The sequence below is a fragment of the Desulfothermus okinawensis JCM 13304 genome (assembly GCF_054654515.1).
The window spans coordinates 108,907-132,741 of sequence record NZ_BAAIEW010000001.1 but is presented as its reverse complement, the minus strand read 5'-3'; the positions used below and the strand labels follow the sequence as shown (position 1 = coordinate 132,741).

The 23,835-nt window shown below is 38.1% G+C and carries 22 protein-coding genes and 1 tRNA gene; 2 read left to right on the top strand and 21 right to left on the bottom strand.

Annotated elements, in window-relative coordinates:
* Positions 1 to 161: 161 nt before the first annotated feature.
* The 12 genes from tig to ACYQ0O_RS00615 all read right to left on the bottom strand — a co-directional run bounded on the left by tig (position 162) and on the right by ACYQ0O_RS00615 (position 13,373).
* Entirely contained in the window at positions 162 to 1,514 is a 1,353-nt protein-coding gene (tig, locus tag ACYQ0O_RS00670) for a trigger factor (protein ID WP_459889683.1), read from the bottom strand.
* A gap of 71 nt (positions 1,515 to 1,585) precedes the next feature.
* Positions 1,586 to 1,672: transfer RNA gene (locus ACYQ0O_RS00665), tRNA-Leu, on the bottom strand.
* Between the two features lie 87 nt (positions 1,673 to 1,759).
* A complete protein-coding gene (gene recD2 / locus ACYQ0O_RS00660; RefSeq protein WP_459889681.1) occupies positions 1,760 to 3,922 on the bottom strand; it encodes an SF1B family DNA helicase RecD2 in 2,163 nt (720 codons plus the stop codon).
* Positions 3,922 to 4,530 carry a recombination mediator RecR gene (gene recR, locus ACYQ0O_RS00655; RefSeq protein WP_459889679.1) on the bottom strand — a complete coding sequence of 203 codons (609 nt, stop codon included), beginning with the start codon at positions 4,528 to 4,530 and terminating at the stop codon, positions 3,922 to 3,924. Before recR ends, recD2 begins: the two co-directional genes overlap by 1 nt.
* A gap of 22 nt (positions 4,531 to 4,552) precedes the next feature.
* Complete coding sequence (locus tag ACYQ0O_RS00650; protein ID WP_459889677.1) at positions 4,553 to 4,867, bottom strand: YbaB/EbfC family nucleoid-associated protein; 315 nt, start codon at positions 4,865 to 4,867, stop codon at positions 4,553 to 4,555.
* Positions 4,864 to 6,507 carry a DNA polymerase III subunit gamma/tau gene (gene dnaX, locus ACYQ0O_RS00645; RefSeq protein WP_459889675.1) on the bottom strand — a complete coding sequence of 548 codons (1,644 nt, stop codon included), beginning with the start codon at positions 6,505 to 6,507 and terminating at the stop codon, positions 4,864 to 4,866. Before dnaX ends, ACYQ0O_RS00650 begins: the two co-directional genes overlap by 4 nt.
* A 34-nt stretch (positions 6,508 to 6,541) precedes the next feature.
* A complete protein-coding gene (locus ACYQ0O_RS00640; protein WP_459889673.1) occupies positions 6,542 to 7,465 on the bottom strand; it encodes a branched-chain amino acid transaminase in 924 nt (307 codons plus the stop codon).
* A 21-nt stretch (positions 7,466 to 7,486) separates the two neighbouring features.
* On the bottom strand, positions 7,487 to 8,809 hold the full coding sequence (gene der, locus ACYQ0O_RS00635; protein ID WP_459889671.1) for a ribosome biogenesis GTPase Der: 1,323 nt from the start codon (positions 8,807 to 8,809) through the stop codon (positions 7,487 to 7,489).
* Positions 8,810 to 8,812: 3 nt separating this feature from the next.
* On the bottom strand, positions 8,813 to 9,856 hold the full coding sequence (gene mtnA / locus ACYQ0O_RS00630; protein ID WP_459889669.1) for an S-methyl-5-thioribose-1-phosphate isomerase: 1,044 nt from the start codon (positions 9,854 to 9,856) through the stop codon (positions 8,813 to 8,815).
* A gap of 19 nt (positions 9,857 to 9,875) precedes the next feature.
* Complete coding sequence (gene gatB, locus ACYQ0O_RS00625; RefSeq protein WP_459889667.1) at positions 9,876 to 11,309, bottom strand: Asp-tRNA(Asn)/Glu-tRNA(Gln) amidotransferase subunit GatB; 1,434 nt, start codon at positions 11,307 to 11,309, stop codon at positions 9,876 to 9,878.
* A 62-nt stretch (positions 11,310 to 11,371) separates the two neighbouring features.
* Positions 11,372 to 12,526, bottom strand: coding sequence for an MltA domain-containing protein (locus tag ACYQ0O_RS00620; protein ID WP_459889666.1), 1,155 nt, complete (start codon positions 12,524 to 12,526; stop codon positions 11,372 to 11,374).
* A 4-nt stretch (positions 12,527 to 12,530) separates the two neighbouring features.
* Complete coding sequence (locus tag ACYQ0O_RS00615; RefSeq protein ID WP_459889664.1) at positions 12,531 to 13,373, bottom strand: NAD(+)/NADH kinase; 843 nt, start codon at positions 13,371 to 13,373, stop codon at positions 12,531 to 12,533.
* 63 nt (positions 13,374 to 13,436) lie between these two features.
* Between ACYQ0O_RS00615 and ACYQ0O_RS00610 the strand changes: the two genes are divergently transcribed.
* Positions 13,437 to 13,907, top strand: a complete 471-nt coding sequence (locus tag ACYQ0O_RS00610) for an NUDIX hydrolase (RefSeq protein WP_459889662.1) — start codon at positions 13,437 to 13,439, stop codon at positions 13,905 to 13,907.
* Between the two features lie 59 nt (positions 13,908 to 13,966).
* Here the strand turns inward: ACYQ0O_RS00610 and ACYQ0O_RS00605 are convergent, their stop codons facing one another.
* The 7 genes from ACYQ0O_RS00605 to ACYQ0O_RS00575 all read right to left on the bottom strand — a co-directional run bounded on the left by ACYQ0O_RS00605 (position 13,967) and on the right by ACYQ0O_RS00575 (position 19,170).
* On the bottom strand, positions 13,967 to 14,305 hold the full coding sequence (locus ACYQ0O_RS00605; protein WP_459889660.1) for a NifB/NifX family molybdenum-iron cluster-binding protein: 339 nt from the start codon (positions 14,303 to 14,305) through the stop codon (positions 13,967 to 13,969).
* A gap of 12 nt (positions 14,306 to 14,317) precedes the next feature.
* Positions 14,318 to 15,196 (bottom strand): ATP-binding protein, encoded by an 879-nt coding sequence (locus tag ACYQ0O_RS00600; RefSeq protein WP_459889658.1) that lies wholly within the window; start codon positions 15,194 to 15,196, stop codon positions 14,318 to 14,320.
* Positions 15,197 to 15,217: 21 nt separating this feature from the next.
* Complete coding sequence (locus ACYQ0O_RS00595) at positions 15,218 to 16,069, bottom strand: nucleotide-binding protein (protein ID WP_459889656.1); 852 nt, start codon at positions 16,067 to 16,069, stop codon at positions 15,218 to 15,220.
* The gene (locus tag ACYQ0O_RS00590; RefSeq protein WP_459889654.1) at positions 16,066 to 16,428 is read right to left on the bottom strand and encodes a NifB/NifX family molybdenum-iron cluster-binding protein; all 363 of its coding nucleotides are present in this window, start codon (positions 16,426 to 16,428) and stop codon (positions 16,066 to 16,068) included. The genes ACYQ0O_RS00595 and ACYQ0O_RS00590 overlap by 4 nt, the downstream gene beginning before the upstream one ends.
* 63 nt (positions 16,429 to 16,491) lie before the next feature.
* On the bottom strand, positions 16,492 to 16,815 hold the full coding sequence (locus tag ACYQ0O_RS00585; protein ID WP_075067938.1) for a DUF5320 domain-containing protein: 324 nt from the start codon (positions 16,813 to 16,815) through the stop codon (positions 16,492 to 16,494).
* A 25-nt stretch (positions 16,816 to 16,840) separates the two neighbouring features.
* The gene (locus ACYQ0O_RS00580) at positions 16,841 to 17,419 is read right to left on the bottom strand and encodes a NifB/NifX family molybdenum-iron cluster-binding protein (RefSeq protein WP_459889652.1); all 579 of its coding nucleotides are present in this window, start codon (positions 17,417 to 17,419) and stop codon (positions 16,841 to 16,843) included.
* A 398-nt stretch (positions 17,420 to 17,817) separates the two neighbouring features.
* The gene (locus ACYQ0O_RS00575) at positions 17,818 to 19,170 is read right to left on the bottom strand and encodes a sigma-54 interaction domain-containing protein (RefSeq protein WP_459889650.1); all 1,353 of its coding nucleotides are present in this window, start codon (positions 19,168 to 19,170) and stop codon (positions 17,818 to 17,820) included.
* Between the two features lie 244 nt (positions 19,171 to 19,414).
* Between ACYQ0O_RS00575 and ACYQ0O_RS00570 the strand changes: the two genes are divergently transcribed.
* Positions 19,415 to 21,178 (top strand): formate--tetrahydrofolate ligase, encoded by a 1,764-nt coding sequence (locus ACYQ0O_RS00570; RefSeq protein ID WP_459889648.1) that lies wholly within the window; start codon positions 19,415 to 19,417, stop codon positions 21,176 to 21,178.
* A 36-nt stretch (positions 21,179 to 21,214) separates the two neighbouring features.
* Here the strand turns inward: ACYQ0O_RS00570 and ACYQ0O_RS00565 are convergent, their stop codons facing one another.
* Complete coding sequence (locus tag ACYQ0O_RS00565; protein ID WP_459889646.1) at positions 21,215 to 22,429, bottom strand: divergent polysaccharide deacetylase family protein; 1,215 nt, start codon at positions 22,427 to 22,429, stop codon at positions 21,215 to 21,217.
* A 38-nt stretch (positions 22,430 to 22,467) separates the two neighbouring features.
* Positions 22,468 to 23,748 (bottom strand): S41 family peptidase, encoded by a 1,281-nt coding sequence (locus ACYQ0O_RS00560; RefSeq protein ID WP_459889644.1) that lies wholly within the window; start codon positions 23,746 to 23,748, stop codon positions 22,468 to 22,470.
* Positions 23,749 to 23,835 lie beyond the last annotated feature (87 nt).

Here is a 23,835-nt window from a genome sequence, read left to right as displayed (position 1 = left end):
TCTTATTTTGCCTTAAATATATACAAAACACAACTAAAATATATGCTGTTACTAGCTTTGACCATAGTAGCTTGATTTGGTCAACTATTTATAGGTGGGGAAAGGTATGCCCTTTCCCCAATTTACTTCGAATGGTGTAGATAGGGGCAGGAATATAATTTTTAAGAATCTTGTTCTTTATCCTGGGAGCTGTCTTCTACCTCTGCTTCCTCACTGGCCTCCTTGTGAGCACCATCTTCTTCATACTCTATCTCTGCATATTCATAAACCTTTTCCATAGCCTTATCTGCTATAATACTATCCCTCAAGGCAAACATCATATTATTCTTTATATAAAATTCCCTGAGAATTTGGGGGTCTACGCCCATTTGATAGGCTGTTATTGCAATTTTCTGCTCTACTTCTTCATTGGAAACTGTGATCTCTTCTTTTTCTGCTATTTCAAGCAACACCAACTGAGATTTCACGATTGCTTCTGCCTCTGACCTAAATTTTTCCTTGAGTTCATCCTCTGTTCCCAGGGTATCAGGATCTTTACCCTGTCTCTCCAATTTCTCCCTCTCCCTTTCAATCATATTCTGCAACTGCTTTTCCACCAGTGAATCGGGCAATACCACCTCCACCTTTTCAACTATTTCATCTAACAGTTTTTTCTGGGCAAGAGATTTCTCTATGTCCTCAATGTTCCTCTTTAGGTTCTTTGCCACTGTTTCCCTTAGTTCCTGTTCTGAACTCATTCCAAATTTACTCAAAAAGTCCTCATCTATCTCAGGGAGCACCTTCTCTTTTATTGAATGGAGTTCCACCTCTGCCCTGATCTTTTTACCTGCCAGGGACTTATTTAAAAAATTCTCAGGAAAGACTATTTCACCCTCATTTTTCCCACCAGGCTGAAGATCTGCTATAAGTTTTTCAAAATCTTCAAGTGCATCGCCTACACCATAGAAAAATTCAAAGAAATCCTGGCTAACATCTTCAAGGAATTTATCTCCCTCATACAACTTAAAGCTCACTACCACCTTATCACCTTGCTTTGGAGTCCTGTCTTCTTTTACAACCTCATATTTGGCATATTGGTTTCTCAAATTTTCAATGGCACGATCCACCTGCTCTTCTTTTATCTCTACTTTTTTCTGCTTAACCTTTAGCCCATGATATTCAGGCAGGTCAATTTCAGGCTTTATCTCAAAAGTAAAGGAATAATTGTAATCAGTATCCCTCTTAAACTCCTGGGGATCGAGGTTCAATTCTGATACAGGACGTAGGCTAAGTTCTCCTAAGATTTCATTAAAATGTACATTTAATAGGTCTGTCTCCGCCTGCTTGTATATGTCCTCCTTAAATCTGTTCTCCACAATATATGAAGGTACCTTGCCCTTTCTAAAACCGGACAATTTAAGATCCTTTCTAAACATTGCCACTGCGGCGTCTATTGCAGCATTTACCTCTTCAGCAGGGACCTTTACCACAACCTTTCTCTTTACCGGGGAAACTTCTTCAACATTATATTCCATTGACAAACTCCTCCTAAATAAAAATATAAAAAAAGACCTTTCAGAGACCCCCTCTGAAAAGTCTTAACACATGCGAGAGGGGAGACTCGAACTCCCACGGCCTAAATTTGGCCACTGGATCCTAAGTCCAGTGCGTCTACCAGTTCCGCCACTCTCGCAGACAAACACCTTGAGACTGAAAAACAATAATCTTCATTTATTGCCATGTCAATACAAAAGTCATTCATTAGACACCTGACCCCGGTTTATAGATTTAGTCTGTTCTTTAAATTGGTATATCTCTTTTCTTTGTTTAGATCCTTTAGCGCTATAGCCATTGCCTTTCTACTTCCAAAAATAACAGCCAACTTCTTTGCCCGAGTCAATGCAGTATATATAAGGTTTTTATGGAGCATAATGTAGTGTTGCACCATTACAGGGAAAAGCACTACTGGATATTCACTACCCTGGGATTTATGGATACTTATACAATAGGCCAAGGCGATCTCATCTAGTTCAGACTGATGGTAAACTACATCTCGACCATCAAAACTAATAAGTAATTCCCCTGACTCCAAATCTACCTTTCTTATATTTCCTAAATCACCATTAAACACTTCTTTTTCATAATTATTTTTTAATTGTATCACCCTATCCCCAAGTCTAAATCCCTTCAAAGAATAAGACGTTGCTTTATTTGATGAATTTAAGCTATCTTGTAACAATTTATTTAACGCAGATGTTCCTATATCCCCTTTATGCATTGGAGTTAACACTTGAACATCAACCATGGGATCGTATCCATATACCTCTGGTATCCTATTGGTCACCATGCTGACAATCAACTTCTGTACCTTTTTGGGGTCTTCTTCTTCCACCCAAAAAAAATCTGCTTTAGGAGGTTCCAATTTACTCCTTACAGGAAACTTTCCCTCATTTATCCTGTGGGCATTTATCACTATCATTGACTTTTTGGCCTGCCTATATATTTTGGTAAGTCTTTTAGTTGGAACCCTCCCTGATTCAATCAAATCCTCAAGCACATTTCCTGGACCAACAGATGGGAGCTGATTGACATCTCCAACTAATATGAGTTTGCAGGTAAGGGGCAGTGCCCTTAATAAATTCACCAATAAATGGCAATCCACCATTGAAACCTCATCTAAAATCAATGCATTGATCTTTAACTTTTTGTCCTCTCTATATTTAAATTCACCTCCTGGTCCAAATCCAAGCATACGATGAATGGTTGAAGCAAAAAGGCCAGTTGCATCTTGCAGTCTCTTTGCAGCCCTGCCAGTTGGAGCTGCCAACTTTACCTTAAGCCCCATCTTTTTCAAAATATTTCCAATAAAACGGGTAATTGTAGTCTTACCTGTACCAGGACCGCCAGTTATAATAAACACTTGATTTAGACATGCACCAAGTATTGCCTCTTTTTGCTCATCAGAAAGCTCGATGTTATTGGCCTTTTCAAAATCAGTTATATATTTTCTAATAATTTCAGTGTGTCCAGGTGGAATGACCCCGCAACTCATAATACCTTTTATCCGAGATGCAATTTCTACTTCCCACTTATAAAAATGCCTCAAATAAACTGCATCTTTTATGTCTTCATCTATCTCTTCAATATAGATTCTCTTTTTTTCTAAAAGCAGTTTTATTGCGTCTTCCACCAGGCCCATATCATCTAGATTTAACAACTTGATTACCTCAGAAATCAGATCCCCCTTTGGATAAAACACATGGCCCCTTTCACTGAGTGAAAACAGGACATATACAACTGCTGCTTCTATCCTCTCAATTGAGTGTTCCGAGAAACCCAGATTCAAGGCAATTTTATCAGCACTTTTAAAGCCAATTCCCCTTACCTCATATGCCAATTCATAGGGCTTTTCTTTAATCACCCTTAAAGAGTCCTTTCCATATGTTTTATATATTCTAACTGCAAAGGATGGAGAAATAGAATGCTCCTGGAGGAACAAAATTAAATTTCTTATTTCCTTTTGCTCATCCCAGGAAGTGACAATCTTATCTAAAGTTTTCTTTCCAATACCAGGGACCTCAAGCAATTTTTCAGGGGATTCATCTAATACCTTTAAAGCACTACTCCCAAAATGTTCTATCATCCTTTCAGCCAAAACTGGTCCTACACCCTTTACCAGACCAGAGCTTAAATATCTCTTGATGCCAACAGTTGTTGCTGGAAGATTCTGTACCCAACTCACTATGTTAAATTGTCTTCCAAATTTTGGATGAACCCTCCATTTACCTTTAAGGGATAGTTCTGTTCCAGGGGCAACTGCTCCAATATTTCCAACAACAGTAACAAGACCTGGTTCCCCCTTTGATTTCAGCCTGGCCACTGTAAAATTGGATTCTGGATCAGAAAAAACTACTGAAACGACCTCACCTTTTAAGGTATCCATTACAATTTTTGTCTATAATAAAGGGATTGTTTTAGGGTTTCTCCATCCACATATTTTAAATCACATCCAACAGGTATGCCCTGGGCCAAACGAGATATCTGTATATCAAGGTCTTCCTGAGAGATTAAATCAGATAAAAAACTCTCGGTCATTTCAGCCTCTCTGGTTGAGCCAAGGGCTAAAATAACCTCTTTTATCTTACCTGATTTTATATGTTTTTTTAATAGCCCAATCCTTAAATTTGACGAATCTTTACCATCCAGAGGAGAGATAAGCCCACCTAATACCAAATAGACTCCTTTAAACAGTTTAGTCTTTTCAATAAGCATTAGTCCATCCCAATCTGGCACAACGCAAAGGAGTGAATGATCCCTTGTTGGATCTGAACAAATATCACAGGGACTTGTATTACAATAAGATCCACAAATATGACAGATAGTAAGACTGTCCCTGAGTTCTAAAATGTCCTGGCCAAAGGACTGGACCTTTTCCTTTGGGATTTCTAAAAGGTGCAAGGCTATCCTCATAGCAGACTTAGGCCCAAGACCTGGCATAGATGATAGATGATGGGCCACCTTTCTCAAAGGCTCTGGCAGAGACTTAAACATATATTCTCCCTGTAACTTACAATTACATCATGCCCATACCTGGAAATTTTAGCCCCCCTGTGAGTTTTGAAATCTCCTCTTCCTTCATTTCTCGGGATTTTCTCAGGGCCTCATTGGTAGCTGCCACAATTAGATCCTGGAGCATAGTTGTATCTTCTGGGTCAACAACACTTGGGTCTATTTCTACACTCACGATTTCCTGTGCCCCATTTGCCACCACCTTTACAATACCTCCGCCAGCAGTTGCTTCTACCACCTTATTCTTTATTTCTTCCTGTGCATCTAATATCTTTTTTTGTAGAAGTTGTGCCTGTCTCATGAGTTCCTGAATATTCATACATCCTCCTCGCTTTTTTGTCCTTTACTTAACTTTATGTCATAAATAGTACCCTTAAATTCATCTAATACTTTCTTAATAACAGGATCATTTTTTACTTGTTCAGTTACAGAATTTTTTGAATTTCTTATTATCTCCTTGAAATCAATTTCTATATTACCAAAATACTCATAAATTGAATCTTGAAAAAATTTAAAGACATCTTGTGAGGACTTTAACTTCTGCAACCAGTATCCAGAACACTGGATTATCAATTTTTCCCCATCTAACTGGCCATTTACGGCCTGCAGGTGGGGTAATTTTTGGGATGGTGCCCTATTTTTTAAATATTTAATAAATCCATGCCATGTCCTGGTTCCTGTTTTTGGATGGGAAACATCTTTTGCTATTTGATTTTTTTGCCCTGCCTGGGATTCCATTTTATTATGTTTTAAACTTGAAGCAGTTTCATCTGGATCAACTAAAAAATCTCTATCAGCAAAATCCACCCTTGAAACAGGTGTCAGTTCAGCAAGATATGTAAGGTTCACAAATAAAAGCTCTAAAAACAACACAGGATCCTGAGCCCTATCTAATTTCATCCTTGCATCCAACAAAAGTTGCCAGGCTGCATGTATTTGTGCCATGGAAAATTTAGTTGCAAAAAATTTCATTTTTTCAATTTCAATATGGGACGAAGCTTCACCAATTAATGCTTCTCCACAGCTCTTTATTAAAAAAAGATCCCTAAATAGGGTTGTAACCTCTTCCAAAAAATATGGGATATCTATTCCACGATCTAAAAGGGATCTTATGTTTAGAACAATAGAACGGATATCTTTTTTTAAAACAGCCTCTAAAATTTGAATTTTGGCCTCAGCAGGCGCAATACCCAACACTTCCCTTACCAGTTCTGCTGAAATATACCCATCACTTCCAGCAACCAATTGAGACAATATGGATAGACAGTCCCTTACACTTCCATCTCCCCTCTTAGCAATTAAGATTACTGCCTCTTCATCATAGGAAATACTTTCTTTATCCAGTATGGATTTTAAATGATCCACCAGTTCCTGGGTGCTCAGTTTTTTAAATGAAAAATGCTGACACCTGCTAAGAATGGTTGAGGGGATCTTGTTTACCTCTGTGGTGGCCAAAATAAATACAGCATGAGATGGGGGTTCCTCCAGGGTCTTTAAGAGTGCATTAAAGGCAGATTTTGATAGCATATGGACTTCATCAATTATCACTACGCGATATTTACACTTAACAGGCATAAGGGATATGTCCTCAATTAACTTCCTCACATTATCAACGCCAGTGTGGGATGCCCCATCTATCTCCAACACATCCAGGGATATTCCCTTTGTAATCTCACCACATATATCACACCTATTACAGGGTTCTTCTGTGGGAGCCTGCCTACAATTTATGGCCTTTGCAAGGATCCTTGCAGCCGATGTCTTACCGACCCCCCTTGTGCCACTGAATAAATAGACCTTTCCCACTGAACCGTTTTTGGCAATATGGGTGAGCACTTTTTTTATATGATCCTGGCCCTTTAATTCTGAAAACCTCTGGGGTCTATAAAATGTTGTTAGGTGTTTTCCCTTATCCATAAACTTAATGAAAAATATGGGAGCACCAAATAAATACTCCATTGGTGCTCCCATATTAAATTATTTTTTTAGCAAATTATATCTCGTAGTGGGTTAGCCAACCAGCATACTTTAGGTTATCGCCTTTAACTATCTTAAAAAATTCCTGTTGAAACAGCTTTGTAATAGGTCCAGCATGACCTGCTCCAATAGTGCGTCCATCTACCTCTCTAATTGGAGTAAGCTCTGCAGCAGTTCCTGTAAAAAAGGCTTCATCTGCAATATAGAGTTCATCTCTGGTAAATCTCTGCTCAAAAACTTCATAGCCCATATCTTTTGCTATTGTTATAATGCAATCCCTTGTTAGCCCTGGGAGAACTGGACCCAAGGGAGAGGTCTTTACTTTACTGTCCCTGACAATAAAAAGATTCTCACCACTTGCCTCTGCCACATATCCATCAACATCTAACATTAGGGCCTCATCATACCCATCAGATACTGCTTCCATCTTGGCTAATACAGAATTTACGTAATTGCCGCATATTTTTGCCTTGGTCATCATTACATTTACATGATGTCTTGTAAAAGAAGAGGTTTTTACCCTGATGCCTTTCTCCAATGCCTCTTCACCTAAATATGCACCCCAGGGCCAAACAGCTATTATCACCCTTATTGGATTTGTTGAGGGATGCACCCCCATTGCCCCATCACCAATAAACACCAAAGGTCTAATATAGCCTTCTCTGAGTTTATTCTTCTTTAAGGTAGAAATTATTGCATCACAAATCTCTTCCTGGCTATAGGGGATTTTGATGTTTAAAATCTTTGCAGAATCAAATAGCCTCCTTACATGCTCCTGGAGACGAAACACAGCAGAAGAGCCATCTGTGCAAAGATAACTCCTTATTCCCTCAAAAACACCGGCACCATAGTGTAAGGTATGGGTCAAAACATGAACCTTGGCCTCATCCCAGGGTACAAATTCTCCGTCAAACCAAATAAAATTTACCTTTTCTACCATAAACCCCTACTCCTTAAATTTTTATTTTTTATTTTCACGACTATCCCTTGATGTCCTAAAAATTAGTTTTACTGGTGCCATTTTAAACCCAAAAATCTTTCTAATCTGATTTTCTAAATACCTCTTATAAGGGGTCTTGATAAGTGTATGATCGTTCAAAAAAAACACAAAAGTTGGTGGTACTGTGTCCACCTGAGTGAGATAGTAAAATTTTGGACGCCTATTTTTCACCACTGGTGGCTGGTGTCTTTTTATTGCAATCTCAAGCCCCCTATTTAATTCTCCTGTGGTTATCCTCTTGTTGGTTTCTTCCCATAATTTCTCTGCCAAAACCAAAATTCCACCAAGTCCTCGCCTGTCCACTGTTGAAGTAAATACTATTGGCACATAGGGACAAAATTTAAGTTGATCCTTAAAATATGTCCTTAATCCGTCTAACTTTGCCCTGGGCACTAAATCTATCTTATTTACAGCAAGTATCATTGGGATATTTTCCCTCTGCAAAAAATGTATCAGGGTCTTATCCTGATGTGTTAGCCTGGATGTGGCATCCACCACCAATACAGTTACATGTGCCCTTTTACTTGCACTAAGAGCCCTGAGTACACTGAATTTTTCCAGGGGATCCTTTATTTTACTTCTCCGTCTAACTCCAGCAGTATCAACAAAAATATACTGGTTGTCACCTTTTTTTAATACTACGTCCACACTGTCTCTAGTTGTACCAGCAATTGGGGATTCAATAAGACGCTTTTCCCCAACAAATCCATTTATAATAGATGATTTACCAACATTGGGACGCCCCACAAGGGCAATTTTAAGTCCAGATATCTCTGGCTCAATAGTTGGCTTTGGTATAATGTCTTGTATTTTCTTAACTAAATAACGAATATTGTATCCATGAGCTGCAGAAACAGCAATAGGTTCAAAACCAAGTCTATGGAATTCAGACACAAGGGTGCTTACCTGCTCCTTGCCGTCTACCTTATTGACAACTAAGAGTACTGGCTTTTTTGACCTTCTAATAAACTCAGCGATTTCTTCATCTAATGGTGTGAGCCCGGCCTTTCCATCAACTAGAAACAAAAGAAGCGATGCATCGTCTATTGCATTTTCAACTTGATCAAAAATACCCCTGTCTATTTCACTGTGAAAATCAAATGTAAGTCCTCCAGTATCAAAAAGCACAAAGGGTTTTTCTGTATATCTGACTTCCCCATAAATTCTATCCCTGGTTACACCCTCCCTATCATGGGTTATTGCCTTATTTGCTCTAACTAGCCTGTTAAACAAAGTAGACTTTCCCACATTTGTCCTACCAATTATTACTACTACTGGCAGCATCTATTAACTCCCCAAAATTACTGCTGGGATATTTACGTCATAAGGAGGATAAATAATTCCTTTTTCACAAATAATAGCTGTAATAAATTCCCCTGGAGTCACATCAAATGCAAAGTTATACACGTCAACACCATCTGGGACTATTTTCATATTCCCAATATTAGTGACTTCTTTTGCAGGCCTCTGTTCAATGGGGATCTGGTCACCACTTTTTAAACTCAAATCAAAAGTGGACACTGGTGCGGCCACATAAAATGGAATATTATGATGTTTTGCCAAAATAGCCAATGAATATGTGCCTATTTTGTTAGCTGTATCCCCATTTTCCACAATCCTGTCTGCACCTACAATTACTGCATCCACCATATTTTGGGCCATTAAATAACCTGCTGAATTGTCACACACTACTTTTACCGTTATATCATCATGGTGGAGTTCATAGGCTGTTAAACGTGCACCCTGCAAAAATGGCCTGGTTTCATTGGCTATGACTTCTATACCTAGATTTGCAGATTTAGCAGCCCTAATTACCCCCAGGGCCGTTCCGTATCCCCCAGTGGCAAGCCCACCAGCATTGCAGTGGGTCATAATACATTTTTTGTCTTTAATTAACTCCAGTCCATGCTTTCCTATTGCTTTATTAATTAAAATATCTTCATTATGAATCTCTTTTGCCTTTTTGAGCCACACCCACCTGAGCTCATCTAGGCCTATCTCTTCATTTTTCTCCCAAATGTCCCTCATGGTTTGAACCACATGTCGCAAATTTACAGCAGTTGGCCTGGCATCTTCTAAATCAATCAGTTTTTTCTTTAGGAGATCACGCCATTCTGGATCTTCTGGGTCTAGATTAAGTGTACCAAGATAACAACCATAACCAGCCACTACTCCTATTGCTGGAGCACCTCTAATAACCATATTCTTTATTGCAAAAATCACTTCCCTCAAATTTCTACACACATACCATATCTCTTTATTAGGCAGATATCTCTGGTCTAAAAGGACCAGGATATTTTCCTCGTCTGAAAATTTTATATGCCGTCTCATTGTATTTTACCTTATTTTGTTAATTATTCAATCTTTTTGCAAACAACTTAGATACCACCTTTGGATTTGCCTTGCCCTTTGTTTTTTTCATTACCTGTCCCATAAAAAAACTCATGAGTTTCTTTTTACCATTTTTGTATGCCTCAACTTCCTTTGGATTTTCCTTGATTACTTCCTCAACAATTTTCTCCAGCTGGGAATCATCAGATATTTGAATAAGTCCTTTTTCCTCAATGTATTTGTTTGGGTCTAAATTTTTGTCAAAGATATCAGGAAATACATCCTTTGCTATCTTTAAGCTTATTTTTCCATCCTTAACCAATTTTAAAAGATTTGCAAAATTATAAGGGGTAAGAGTTATCTCTTGAGGTTTTAAATTCTTCTCATTGAGTTCCCTTAAAAGGTCAGTTTGAAACCAGTTGTACACTTCCTTGGGGCTATTATAGATCTCTACCACTTCCTCAAAATAGTCAGCCAGGTGTTTATCTGACACAATGAGATCTGCCTCATTCTCAGACAAATGATATTCTTTAACAAATCTATCCAGTTTTTCAAGTGGCAACTCTGGAATCTCCCCTTTCCACTGGTTTAATTCCTCATCTAAAATCATAACAGGCACCAGGTCTGGATCTGGAAAATACCTATAATCATGAGCCTCTTCCTTACCTCGCATGGACCTGGTTATTCCCTTTGATTCATCATAGAGCCTGGTCTCCTGAATTACCTTCTCCCCATCTTCCACAAGGTCTATCTGACGCCTGACCTCATATTCAAGGGCCTTTTGAACATGTCTAAATGAATTCATATTCTTTAGCTCTGTCCTTGTTCCCAGTTTTTCTTCTCCCCTTGGTCTAATAGATACATTGGCATCACACCTAAAACTACCTTCCTGCATGTTTCCATCGCATATATCCAGATATACCAGAATAGATCTAAGTTCCTTTAAGTACAAAACAGCCTCCTCAGGACTGTTTATATCTGGAGCAGAAACTATTTCTATAAGGGGCACACCTGTTCTATTTAAATCAATTAAGGTCTTGTTTTCCCCGGGCACATGTATAGACTTCCCAGCATCGTCTTCCATGTGAATCCTTACAATCCGCACCCTCTTTGTGCCTTGTTCAAGCCTTAAGTCTATATATCCATCCACAGCAAGGGGTTCCTCATATTGAGAAATCTGATACCCCTTGGGAAGATCTGGATAAAAATAATTTTTTCTGGCAAATAGAGAATTTTTATTTATTTTACAATTTACAGCTAGGGCCATCTTTGTTGCATATTCCACAGCCTTTTTGTTTACAACAGGTAATGCACCTGGCATAGCAGCGCACACAGGACATGTATTTTGATTGGGTGGTTCACCAAAAGTAGTGGGACAAGAACAAAACAACTTGGATTTTGTCTTAAGTTGTGCATGCACCTCAAGTCCTATAACAACTTCATATTTGGACATATTTCCTCCTTTGAATAGTTATGCCCTAAAAACTGTGACTGTGGAAGTATCTCCCCTCACAGCTACTTTTTTAAAAGCAGATATATCTTACCATAAGTAGATAGGCTACCTGCAATTTTCCTGGCATTTTCTCCCCAACCCAAAAAAAGATCAACATGGTTATTGGTAATAGCTCCACCCACATCCTGGGACATAAAGGCCCCTACCACACGAGAACCTTTTTTCCCAATGGGTAGGACTACGTCATATATCCCAATTGCCCCAAGTGGTATAACATGTGGATCTGTTGCCATGGAAGCAAAACCTGTTAATTTAATCCCTGCAGCCCCAATAGGGCCATCTTTTAAGAACCTAAAAAATACATAACTGGGATTTATATAAAGTATATCAGGCAAAAGTTCTGGATGTGCATTTAAATAATGGGCTATGCCATCTAATGTTGCCTGTCCTGGAGCTATTAATCCCTTCTCAATCATATATTTGCCAATGGATACATACTGTCTTCCATTTTTCCCCGCATAACCAATATATTTAAAGGTTCCGTCTGGTAAAATCAATCTCCCTGATCCCTGAATTTGTAAAAAAAATAGATCAACTGGATTTTTTGCCCAGGCAAGGACCTTTGCTTTTTTGTTGATTGCCCCATTCTTTTCAATTTCTTCCCTTGTATAATAAGGGGCAATGGAATCTTTTTCCAGTCTATAAATTAAAATCTCGCCCTTCCACCGTGGGTGAAACTTCCCCAGGTCTGCCCTTTTTAAATCCCTGGGCACTCCATATATGGGATATTTATACACATTGTCCTTTGTCAAAGAGGCTTCAACATCCATCCCAAAATAGCCAGTAAAAAATGTGTTTGGAGTTAATTGGTAAAAATCAAAATCCTTTTTTAGTATATATGGGTCCTTGTCTAAGTCAGGCAAAATACGGATTAAGTGCTGGATACTTTCTATGAGCTTCTCTTTAGTAATAGTTAAGCCTGGAAGAAATAGTTCATTAAATTTTTTCCTATGCAGGAACTTAAGTGTATTTTCTAAAGGTTCCCTTAAATCTTCCCATGTGGGAAGCCCTTGTTTGTTGGCCTTTAGACCCCTTATTATTTTATTTACTCTAAATCCAGGTACCTTTTTATAGCTGATTTCCCTTTCTGAAATCTTTGGATGACATGACCAAAAAAAAAGAAGGAGAAATATAAGGAATAGACGTAACTTTAGCATTTCTCTAGATGTACCCTTTGGATATCAACTTATTTATATATGAACTATCTTGGGGTAATAAAAATTCCACCTCATATTCATGCCTGGAGATACAAACAATATCCCCTGGAGACAAAAAAAATCCTTCCTGCCCATCAACTGTCAAGGATGCATCTTGTTCTATTCCCCCTATTTCAATTGATATTACATGGTCGCCAGACACAATTAAGGGCCTCAATTTTGTCAAAAATGGACAAATGGGACAAATTTCAAGTACTTTTAGTTCGGGAAAAATTAAACTTCCTCCAGCAGCAGCACAGTATCCAGTGGAACCATTGGGAGTTGACACAATCACCCCATCTGCCCTTAAATTAAGGGCCTTTTTTGATCCTGAAATTTCTATATGTAATTCTAAAAGCCTGGCCAGCCCATCCCTTGAAATAACCACATCATTTATGGAACAACCTGAAGTATAGACATTACCATCTCTTATTACCTGGTATTTTATGGCTATCCTCCTTGAGCTTATAAACTTTCTACAAATAAGTACATCAGATAGCACATCTTCCCATTCATCTGGAGAAATTTCAGCGAGAAAACCCACTCTGCCAAAATTTATACCCAAAAAAGGAATATCCCTTGTCAAAAGACACCTTACAACGTAAAGTAAGGTCCCATCTCCGCCAAGTACTATAACTAAGTCCCAATTGTCGTCAGCAATGGATCCTGTGGTTAATTTGGAAGTGCTTAATATATTAACATGAAAACTTTTTGATTCTAACCACTTTCTTATATCTTTCGCAAGCACTTGAGCCTGAGTATGGCCCTGTTTTGTCACAACAAGTATTCTTCTCAGCTCATTTAACATAGGTAAAATTTATTAGTCCAAAAAAAGAGTATATTCAAGGTATTTATTTGGAGAGTTGAGACCATGCTTATTCACATAGTTGATACAAAAGGAAAACCCATTGGTGCCATGAAAGAAGATAAGGTCCATGAGCAGGGACTGCTGCATAAAAGATTGATCTTGGTATTATACGATAAAGAAAAGCGACTATGTATAAAAAAACAGGTGAGTAATGATGGGGATTATGTTTGGGATTTTCCTGTAAATACTCATATCCCCCTTGGTATGTCAGAAGAAGAATTGGCAGAGAAAAATCTACAGAAATTCTCTTCTAGAAAAGGTCCTATTGATATACTAATAAGAAACCATATGTTGAGTAGAAAAAATGAACTTATCTCCATCTATTTAACAAAAAATATTAAAATAGATGGATATGAATTTATATTTTTGGACAGGGAAGAATTTGACTTTGCCGTAAAAAAATACAGAAAAATTTTTTCTACCTACCTACACTGGGCATATCTAACTGGAGTCTTGTTTTTTAGGATAACTTAAATAACTACAAAAACAAAGGGCCACATAAGTCCATTTGACTGATGTGGCCGCAAATTATGTTAATGGTCGCACACATTTTGACCTGTTTGAAGGGTACCGTTTAGATATGCTTCTACCACCTTTTCTGGATCATCTGATGGAGCGCCAACTAATACTTCTATACCTAATTGATTAAAAAAATCTATGGCCCTGGCTCCCATGCCACCTGCTATCACCAATGATACCCCCTGTTCCTTTATCCACGGTGGAAGAATACCTGGTTGATGGGGTGGTGGGGTTACTATTTGTTTTCCTGTAATTGTCTTTGACTCAGGGTCCACATCAATAAGTGCAAATTGCTCACAGTGTCCAAAGTGCATGCAAAGTTTCCCCTGTGCCACTGGTACAGCTATTCTCATACAACATCCTCCTTATAACTGTATGGTTTTATTTAGTTTGTCAAAGACGTTAATAAGCTCATCCCTAACCTTACTGTCCTTATATTCTATAATATTTGTCTCATTTATCTGGGCCTTGGTGAAAATAGGATCATAGGGGATCTTGCCAAGAATTACAAGCCCGTTCTCTTTACATTTTTTTTCAATGGTTGCTGCATAGTCTTTATTTAAATCCCATTTATTTACTATCACCCCTGCTGGGACATTAAAGTGTTTGGACAAGGACACCACCCTTTCCATATCATGGATCCCTGAAACCGTTGGTTCAGTTATAATAACAACAAAGTGGGTCCCTGTAACTGAAGCAATAACAGGACATCCAATACCTGGAGGGCCATCTATTAAGATTTTATCAAGATTTTTTGAACTTGCTATCTCCCTGGCCTTTTCCCTCACAAAAGAGACAAGTTTTCCAGAATTTTCTGCACCTATTCCAAGTTTTGCATGCACCATTGGACCATACTTTGTTTCTGAGACCATCCAATGTCCGCACCACCTATCCTCAAACAAGAATGCCTGTTCAGGACAAAAATTTACACATACCCCGCAGCCCTCACAGGAATTTAGGTCTAGATTTAGTGTATTATTCTCAATATGGATGGCATCAAAACGACACATCTCTTCACACGTGCCACAAAATACACATTTTTCTTCTACCCACTTAGGCTCATGTCCACTATAAAAATCCTCTTTTTGTAAGATGTTAGGTTTTACAATTAGATGCAAATCAGCTGCATCTACATCACAATCTGCCAGCACCAGTTTTTTAAAAAGGGCAGCCAATGCACCTGTAATTGAAGTCTTTCCTGTTCCACCTTTTCCACTAATAATTACAATTTCTTTTGGTTCCATAACTTATCATCCTACTTTAAATTAAGCTCTATTACCATTTTTTGAAAGTTCAAAGGCTTTATCCTTTAAATCCACGAACATGTCTTTGTATTTAGGGATCTCGTCCACAATGACCTTTCCCTCAGAATACAACCTGGCTATTTCTACATCATGTTTTATTTCCATTAAAATGGGAATATTTTCGTTTTTTAAATAATTATGTACCCTGTCATCCCCCATGTCTGAGCGATTTATAACTACTCCAAAGGGGATATTTAGTTGTCTGGTGACCTCTATTGCCAGTATTAAATCATTTAAACCAAAGGGAGTTGGTTCTGTAACCAGGATTGCCACATCAGAATCTTTTAATGTTTCAATAGTGGGGCAGGAGGTCCCGGGAGGGGCATCTAAGATACAGATTTTATTTTCATCTATATGCTCTTTTAACCCCTTAATAATTGGAGGTGCTATGGCAACTCCAATATCTAACCTACCTTCATAGAGATCTACATTGCGTTTCTTAAAATGATTAATCTCTCCAATCCTTCTGTCAATCTCTTCTATGGCCTTCTTAGGACAAATATGATAACATGCCCCACAGCTATGACACAAATCATAAAAGAGCATGGGAACCTTTTCTATAACAATAATAGCCTTGAACTCACATATTTCTGTACATTTTCTGCACCCATCACAAAGGGATTCGTCGACCTTTGGAACCTTTACATAACTTACTTTATTTTCTACAAAATCGCCTTTTAAAAAAAGGTTTGCATTTGGTTCCTCTACATCACAATCCAATAAAATAACTTCCTCATCTAATGCCTTTGCAAGATTTACAGCCACAGTGGTCTTTCCTGTTCCGCCTTTGCCTGAGGCAACACATATTCTCATATCCAATGCCCCTCTTTATCAAATGTTTTCGCAGGCTCAAGTTCCCCTGCCTTGTATGCATCTATTGCTTGTTTTACTGTTTTTAGATCAGTTAAATATATTGTAATTTTAGCTGCTGTTAATACATTAAAGGCCTTTGGCCCAACATGGCCAGTTATTATTGCCTTCACCCCTTCAGAAGCAACATTCTGGGCAGATTGAATCCCAGCCCCCTGGGGAAGGTTTAGATTCTGTGAATTATCTATAACCTTGTACTCTCCTGTATCTGTGTCATATATTAAAAACTTTTTTGCCCTTCCAAACCTTGGATCTACTTCTGCATTTAGATCATCTCCTGTGGTAGTTATTGCTATCTTCATAAAACCTCCTTATAAAATGAAAAATAATCGGCCCTGCCAACAAATTTCTGGCAGGGCCTCTCCTTATTTTTGGGCCAATTGATTAAGTCTCTCCTCAATCTCCTTAAGGGTGTTTCTCAAATAATTCGCCTCTGCTTCAAGTGTCCTTTTCTCGGTTTCCTCATCATAAGGCACGTTGTATGGTGTGGGCACATAAGCACCATAGAAGCACCACCTACCTCTACCCCAAAAACCTCTTCCACACCTTCTGCCTCTTCCAAATCCCATACCTCTACCATAACCTCTCCCATATACCCAGCCTGGATGAGAACTACCTGAACAATATCCAAGACCTCTTCCTGTTCTTGGCCCTGCTCCAAGTGGTCCAGTCCTATCTCCTCCTGGCATGGCTAACACCTCCTTTTTTAATTTTTTATTCCCTTCTTAAAGGGACGCTGCAATTTGGACACATCCGCTCAAAACACGGCTGGCCCCTAAAATGCTCTTCTTTGTAACCACATTTTGGGCAAATACACATTCCATCGGGCTGACCCCGCATCCTGCCACCTCCACCCATTCCTCTTCCACCTCCCTGACTTCTACCTCCGCCTTGACCTCTTCCGCCTCCTTGACCTGGCATAAGCCACCTCCTTAAAATTTTTTGCCTAGATCCAAAGCATCCAGGCATAACAAAAGTTCTATGGTTTAATGTTCCCAAAAAATAAGCTTCCTTTATTTTGGACACACAACCTGATGTGAAGGGGATAACCATAACCCCGTTTGATGATAATATCTCAAAATATTGCCTTGATATTCCTCCACAAACTAATACATCTAGTTGCAGATGCATGACTTCTTTTAATCTATCAAAAAACTCAGATGTAGAAATGGTTATCACTTCTTCGGATACTATATTAGCCCCCTTATGCGTTATTACCAAAAAACATTTAGCAACATCAAACAGTGGAGCTATTCTTCCATTCCAGATTGTGAATGCCACTTTTTTATTCATGTAAATATTGATGCAGATTACATGCCAACCATGTAATATTTTATTCTCTAAAAAAAACAGATAATTAACGTTTAACTATTACATCTTTCCAGTTGCAATACTGCTACCAACCTTAAATTTCAGTTGCAAGATCGCTACTAATTTATTCAAAATAGTAATGAATAATTCGCTTATTCCCTTAACTCCGAAATCTAAAACTTTTGATGTGTCTGTGTATGTGGTCTGTGTCTAAAGTTCAACGTTCAAGGTTCAATGTTCAAAGTTTTAGGTGCTCTTCGCCCTTCTACCTTCATCCTTCGCCCTTATACTAACAACTAAAAACTAATCACTAATCACTTGATCCATAACGGAGTTAAAGGAATAAGCAGAATGGATAATTCTCAACTAATATACAGTAACTAACTCGACCTTTTGGCAAGTTGAATATTATATTTTTTTAATTTTCTGTAGAGGGTAGTTTTGTGGATTCCCAAGGAGCTGGCAGTTCTTTTTGGATCGAAATTATTTTGTTTAAGGGCTGAAATAATCAACTGTTTTTCCATTAAGGATTTTGTTTGTTTTATGTTGTCGCACAGAGGGGCTGAAGGAGAAAATATTTCTTCAGGCAGGTGTTCCACATGGATAATGTCCCCAAAACACAAAATCGATGCCCGCTCTATAACATTTTCAAGTTCCCTTATATTCCCTGGCCAATTGTAGGTCATGAGTAATGACAAGGCCTCAGGAGAAATCCCTTTAATATTTTTGCCAAGGAGCTTGTTAAAATGGGATATGAAATTATCTACGAGAACAGGTATGTCTTCTTTTCTTTCCCTTAAAGGGGGAAGTTCTAGTTTTATCACATTTATTCTGTAATATAAATCTTTTCTAAATTGTTCTTTCTCAACTAACTTGTCTAAATCTTTATTTGTAGCACATATTATTCTTATATCCACAGACACACTTTTATTTGACCCAATTGGTTCAAAACTCCTTTCCTGTATAACCCTTAGGAGCTTGGCTTGAATGGATATTGGCATATCCCCAATCTCGTCTAGAAATAGGGTTCCCTTATTAGCTGCTTCCAATTTTCCTTTTCTGTTTTGTGTGGCCCCTGTAAATGCCCCTTTTTTATATCCAAAAAATTCTGCTTCAAGTAGGGTCTCAGGCAGGGCAGAACAATTTATGGCCACAAATGGACCATTTTTTCTGGGACTTAACTCATGTATGGTTCTTGCTATGAGCTCTTTTCCTGTACCAGTTTCCCCTAAAATAAGCACAGTGGAAGGAGAATTGGAAATAGTTGGTAATATTTCAAATATTTTTTGCATCTTGAGGGATCTGGAAACCAAATTTCCCACCCTATATTTAGAGGAAAGTTCTAATCTTAACCGTTCAATCTCACTTAAGTCTCTAAAAGTCTCAGCCCCACCAATTATATTCCCTTTATCATCAGTTAAGACCGCGGTTGAAACACTAATGGGGACCTTTTCACCAAGGGCATTTATTATAAACCCTGCTTGTCCAATTATTGGCCTCTTATCTTTAATGGTCTTTTTTAAAGGACAATTTCCCTCACACATATTAGATTTAAAAACTTCAGCACAAAACCTACCAATAACCTCATCACGGGAGATTTTTGTTATCTTTTCTGCTGCATTATTAAAATAAGTTATCTCCCAATTTAAATTTACAGTAAATACCCCATCACTTATACTTTCAAGGATGGATTCTGCCAGCCCTAAAGGCAATTTTTTCAAATTTTCTTTCATTGTGCTATTTACCCTGGTTTTTCTACCTAGTTAATTTCTATTTATCTTTTTTGCAACAGTGAAAAAACCTTAGAAAAATTTCTTTTTAAGTAGAGAAAAATTGTTCAAAAAACTCCAATTATCTCGAAAATTGACTTTGACAAAAATGCGATTTTTGATTTATGAAGACCCAAAAAAACAATCATTAACCTCATGTAATTGTCGTTTGATTTGTTGTTTAACCCTTAAAAAAGGAGTATATAAGATGGCCTACGATGCAACCAAAATGGAAGATTGGCAAATCTCAGAGGCTGCAGAGGAAAATATGCCTACTCCAGATGAGTGGCGGGAAAAATTGGGACTTCAAAAGGATGAAGTAATCCCAATGGGTAGACTCTGCAAATTGGACTTCCTAAAAATCATAGACAGGCTCAAAGATCGTCCTGATGGTAAATACATAGAAGTAACCGCTATCACCCCAACACCATTAGGAGAAGGCAAAACCACCACATCTGTGGGACTCATGGAAGGACTTGGAAAGAGAGGCAAAAATGTTGGTGGTGCCCTTCGTCAGCCTTCTGGCGGACCAACCATGAACATCAAAGGAACAGCAGCTGGTGGTGGAAATGCAATTTTAATCCCAATGACTGAATTTTCCCTTGGACTAACTGGAGACATAAATGACATAACAAATGCCCACAATCTGGCAATGGTTGCCTTAACAGCCAGGATGCAGCACGAGAGAAACTATGGGCCAGAAAAAATAGAAAAACTCTCTGGTATCCCAGCACTCAATATTGACCCAACAAGGGTTGAAATGGGATGGGTGATGGATTTTTGTGCCCAGGCACTCAGGAATATCATAATTGGTATTGGTGGAAGATTTGATGGATACACCATGCAATCTAAGTTCGGAATATCTGTAAGTTCCGAATGTATGGCCATTCTTGCCATTGCAAAGGATTTGGCTGACCTCAAAAAACGTTTAAATGAGATTACTGTTGCATTTGATAGGGATGGGAAACCAGTAACCACAGGAGACCTCCAGGTAGGAAATGCAATGTGTGCATGGATGAGAAATACCATTAACCCGACCTTAATGTGTACTGCAGAATATCAGCCATGTATGGTGCACGCTGGTCCATTTGCCAACATTGCTGTGGGACAATCATCTATTATTGCTGACAGAATAGGTCTGAAGATGTTCGATTACCATGTAACTGAATCTGGTTTCGCAGCAGACATTGGATTTGAAAAATTCTGGAATGTAAAATGTAGATTAAGCGGTCTAAAGCCTCACGTATCAGTTTTAACAGTGACCATCAGGGCACTTAAGATGCATGGTGGTGGACCAAGGGTTGTACCAGGAAGGCCACTTCCAGAAGAATACATCAAGGAAAATGTTGAGCTAGTTGAAAAGGGATGTGAAAACATGGTTCACTTAATTAATGTGATTAGAAAGTCTGGAATGAACCCAGTTGTATGTATCAATAAGTTCCATACTGACACAGACGCAGAGGTTGCTGCAGTGAAAAAGATCGCAGAACAGGCTGGTGCAAGATGTGCTGTATCTGATCACTGGAGATATGGTGGTGATGGAGCATTGGAGCTTGCTGATGCAGTTATTGATGCATGTGACGAAGAAAGTGAATTCAAATTCTTGTATCCAATAGAAATGAAATTAAGGGATAGGGTTGAGATCATTGCCAAGGAAGTATACGGTGCAGACGGTGTAACCTGGACACCTGAGGCCGAGAAAAAGGCAAAGATGTTGGAAGAGGATCCAAAATATGCTGATTTTATGACCATGATGGTTAAGACGCATCTGTCCCTCTCCCATGACCCAACACTTAAGGGTGTTCCCAAGGGATGGGTACTTCCAATAAGAGATGTTCTCATTTACTCAGGAGCTAAATTCCTATGTCCAGTAGCTGGAACAATAAGCCTCATGCCTGGAACAAGCTCAAAACCAGCATATATGAGAGTTGATGTTGATCCTAAGACTGGAAAGGTATCTGGTCTGTTCTAATTAAAACACCTAGGAATTGATAAAAAAAAGGGCTGCCTAAAAGGCAGTCCTTTTTTGTTTTAAAAGATATGCCACTGAAAGGAGTCTAACGTTTGGATCTTTTTCTCCTTTCCATTCTCTAAGTGCCTCTATTGTCTCTTTATATGGATGTCCAATGACAACAACAAGCCCTTTTTTTAGAGAATATGTTTCTGCTTTACGTAATTGAAACAAAATATCTTCTACATCCTTTTTATTGTCTAAAAAAATATCCCTTCTAAATACAGGTAAACCCAGTTCTTTCCCCAAACTTGAGGAAACACTTTTTGGTGTAGTCATACTATCTATAAAAAAAAGATTTCTTTTTTTTAATTCACTCAAAAAAACCCTCATCAAACCTCTATTCTGAGTGAATTTAGATCCCATATGATTATTAACAGCCAATATATTTGGGAAATGGTATAGAGCCTTCTGTGTGAGATTTTTAATCTTTAGAGCGTCCATATTTGTTAACAAAGCACCTGGCCCTGGATTTGTTTCAGGATAGGTTATTGGTTCCATTGGCATGTGCAAAAGTGTGGGGACTTTCTTTTTTATGCAAAGATTGTAAACCTCTACCGCATGGGGGCTGTATGGTAAAATTGAAAGATTCACACTACTTCCAAATAGATATATTAATTTTTTTGCAGCATTAAGATCTCTGCCAATATCATCTATTATGAGAATTAGTCTGCCTTTTTTGAATTGTTTTTTAGTTAGCCCTTGTTGTAGATTAAAGATAATAGTATGAGTGGGGATTCCATCCACCTTAATCTTAACTAAATTTTTATGGACAGCCACTCCTATTTCCCTGTGATCAAACCAGGCTTTCAAAAAATGAATTAGCTTTTTTTTAAATAAACGTATTTTATCTATCTTCCCCTTTATTTCCAGAGATTGATATAGATAGCTTTTACCTTTAACTTCTCTATGTTCTATCTCTATATAATGAATACTGTTTTTAGGAAGGGATGAAACAAGAACTGACTGCAGTATAGCAAGATCAATTTTTTTTATTTTTTCTTCTAAAGGAGATATCAATCTCTCTTCATAAGAAAGTTTATTTTGCGAAGACAGTCTTTTTACCTTGTTTTTAGTTAAGCAAAAATTCTTTTCCTTAATATGGTTTCTATGATTATATGGTAAATTTAAAACCAATACCAGGGAAGAAAATGTGACAACAAATATAAAAAGGAAGCCCAGGAGTTTACCCAGGCTTCCTTTATTTCTCATTTTATCCTTTTTTTTTCGACTTCGCTTTTTTCCCATATTTAATTAAATGTTAGAGTCTTTAATTTTGGCATAATCTTTACAAGCTCAAATGCAATCTTAAGCTGGTTGTCTTTCTCTAGCATCTCTTTGGCCTTTTTATCCAACTGGGCCTGTTTGTTTTTTGTGTTCTCTTTATTTTTAAGATGCCTTTCAAGGTCTTTTTCCCTGATTTTCATAATCTTTTCCATTAATTTTTCCTGTTTATCTTTCTTTGTAACAACCAAGGGCACCTCAATATCAGGGGTAATGCCCTGGGCCTGTATTGATCTGCCAGATGGAGTATAATATTTAGCTGTGGTTAGTTTAATGGCAGACCCATCATAAAGGGGGATTATGGTCTGCACAGAACCTTTTCCGAAACTACGTTCTCCCACAAGTAGTGCTCTATGTTGATCTTGCAGGGCACCGGCAACAATTTCAGAGGCAGAAGCACTACCAGCATTAATAAGTACTACTAGGGGACAACTTACATCTGTATCCTGTTTCTGGGCAGAAAAACTCATCTTACTCTCAGGAACCCTTCCCTTAGTATAGACTATAAGTCCTTTTTCTAAAAACACATCTGCAACAGAAACTGCCTGGTCAAGGAGTCCTCCAGGATTATTTCTTAGATCTAAAATAATCCCTTTAAGGGAACTCTTGTGTTTATGTATTGCATCAATTAATTCCTTTGTGGTATTTGAATTAAAATTGGTTATTCTAATGTATAAAAAATCTTTCCCAAACATGTGAGATTTCACACTGTGGACTGGGATTTTATCCCTCACAATTGTCACCTCTTCAGGGACATGGGAGCCTTTGTGAAGAATGGTCAAACGAACCTTAGTACCTTTAGGTCCTCTTATTTTTTTTACTGCCTCAAGTAGGGTTATATCATCTGTGGGTTCATCATTTATTCTTATGATTATATCCCCAGCTTTGAGGCCTGCCTTATATGCTGGGGTGTCTTCAATGGGTGAGACTACTGTAAGCCTACCATTCATTATGGTTATCTCAATCCCTATACCTGTAAATTCACCAGACGTCTCAATCTGCATTTCCTTAAAAGCATCCTTATCCAGATAAAGGGAGTGGGGATCCAGATTTTTCAGCATGCCTTCAATGGCGCCTTTAATTAATTCCTTCCTATCCACTTTTTTTACATAATTTTTCTCAACAATACTAAGCACCTGACTGAACTCTTTTAATGGCTCGTACATTTTGTCAGCTGTGGACTGTGATGGACTAATTGCCAGAGAAAGTAATAAAAATAGTGTTAAAACCCACTTATTTATCTTCATAATTAACTCCAACGTTTTTTTGTTAAAAAATCCCATAAGACCTTTGTTAGACCATATAAAGTAATCTTTTTTGTTCTATTTCATTGA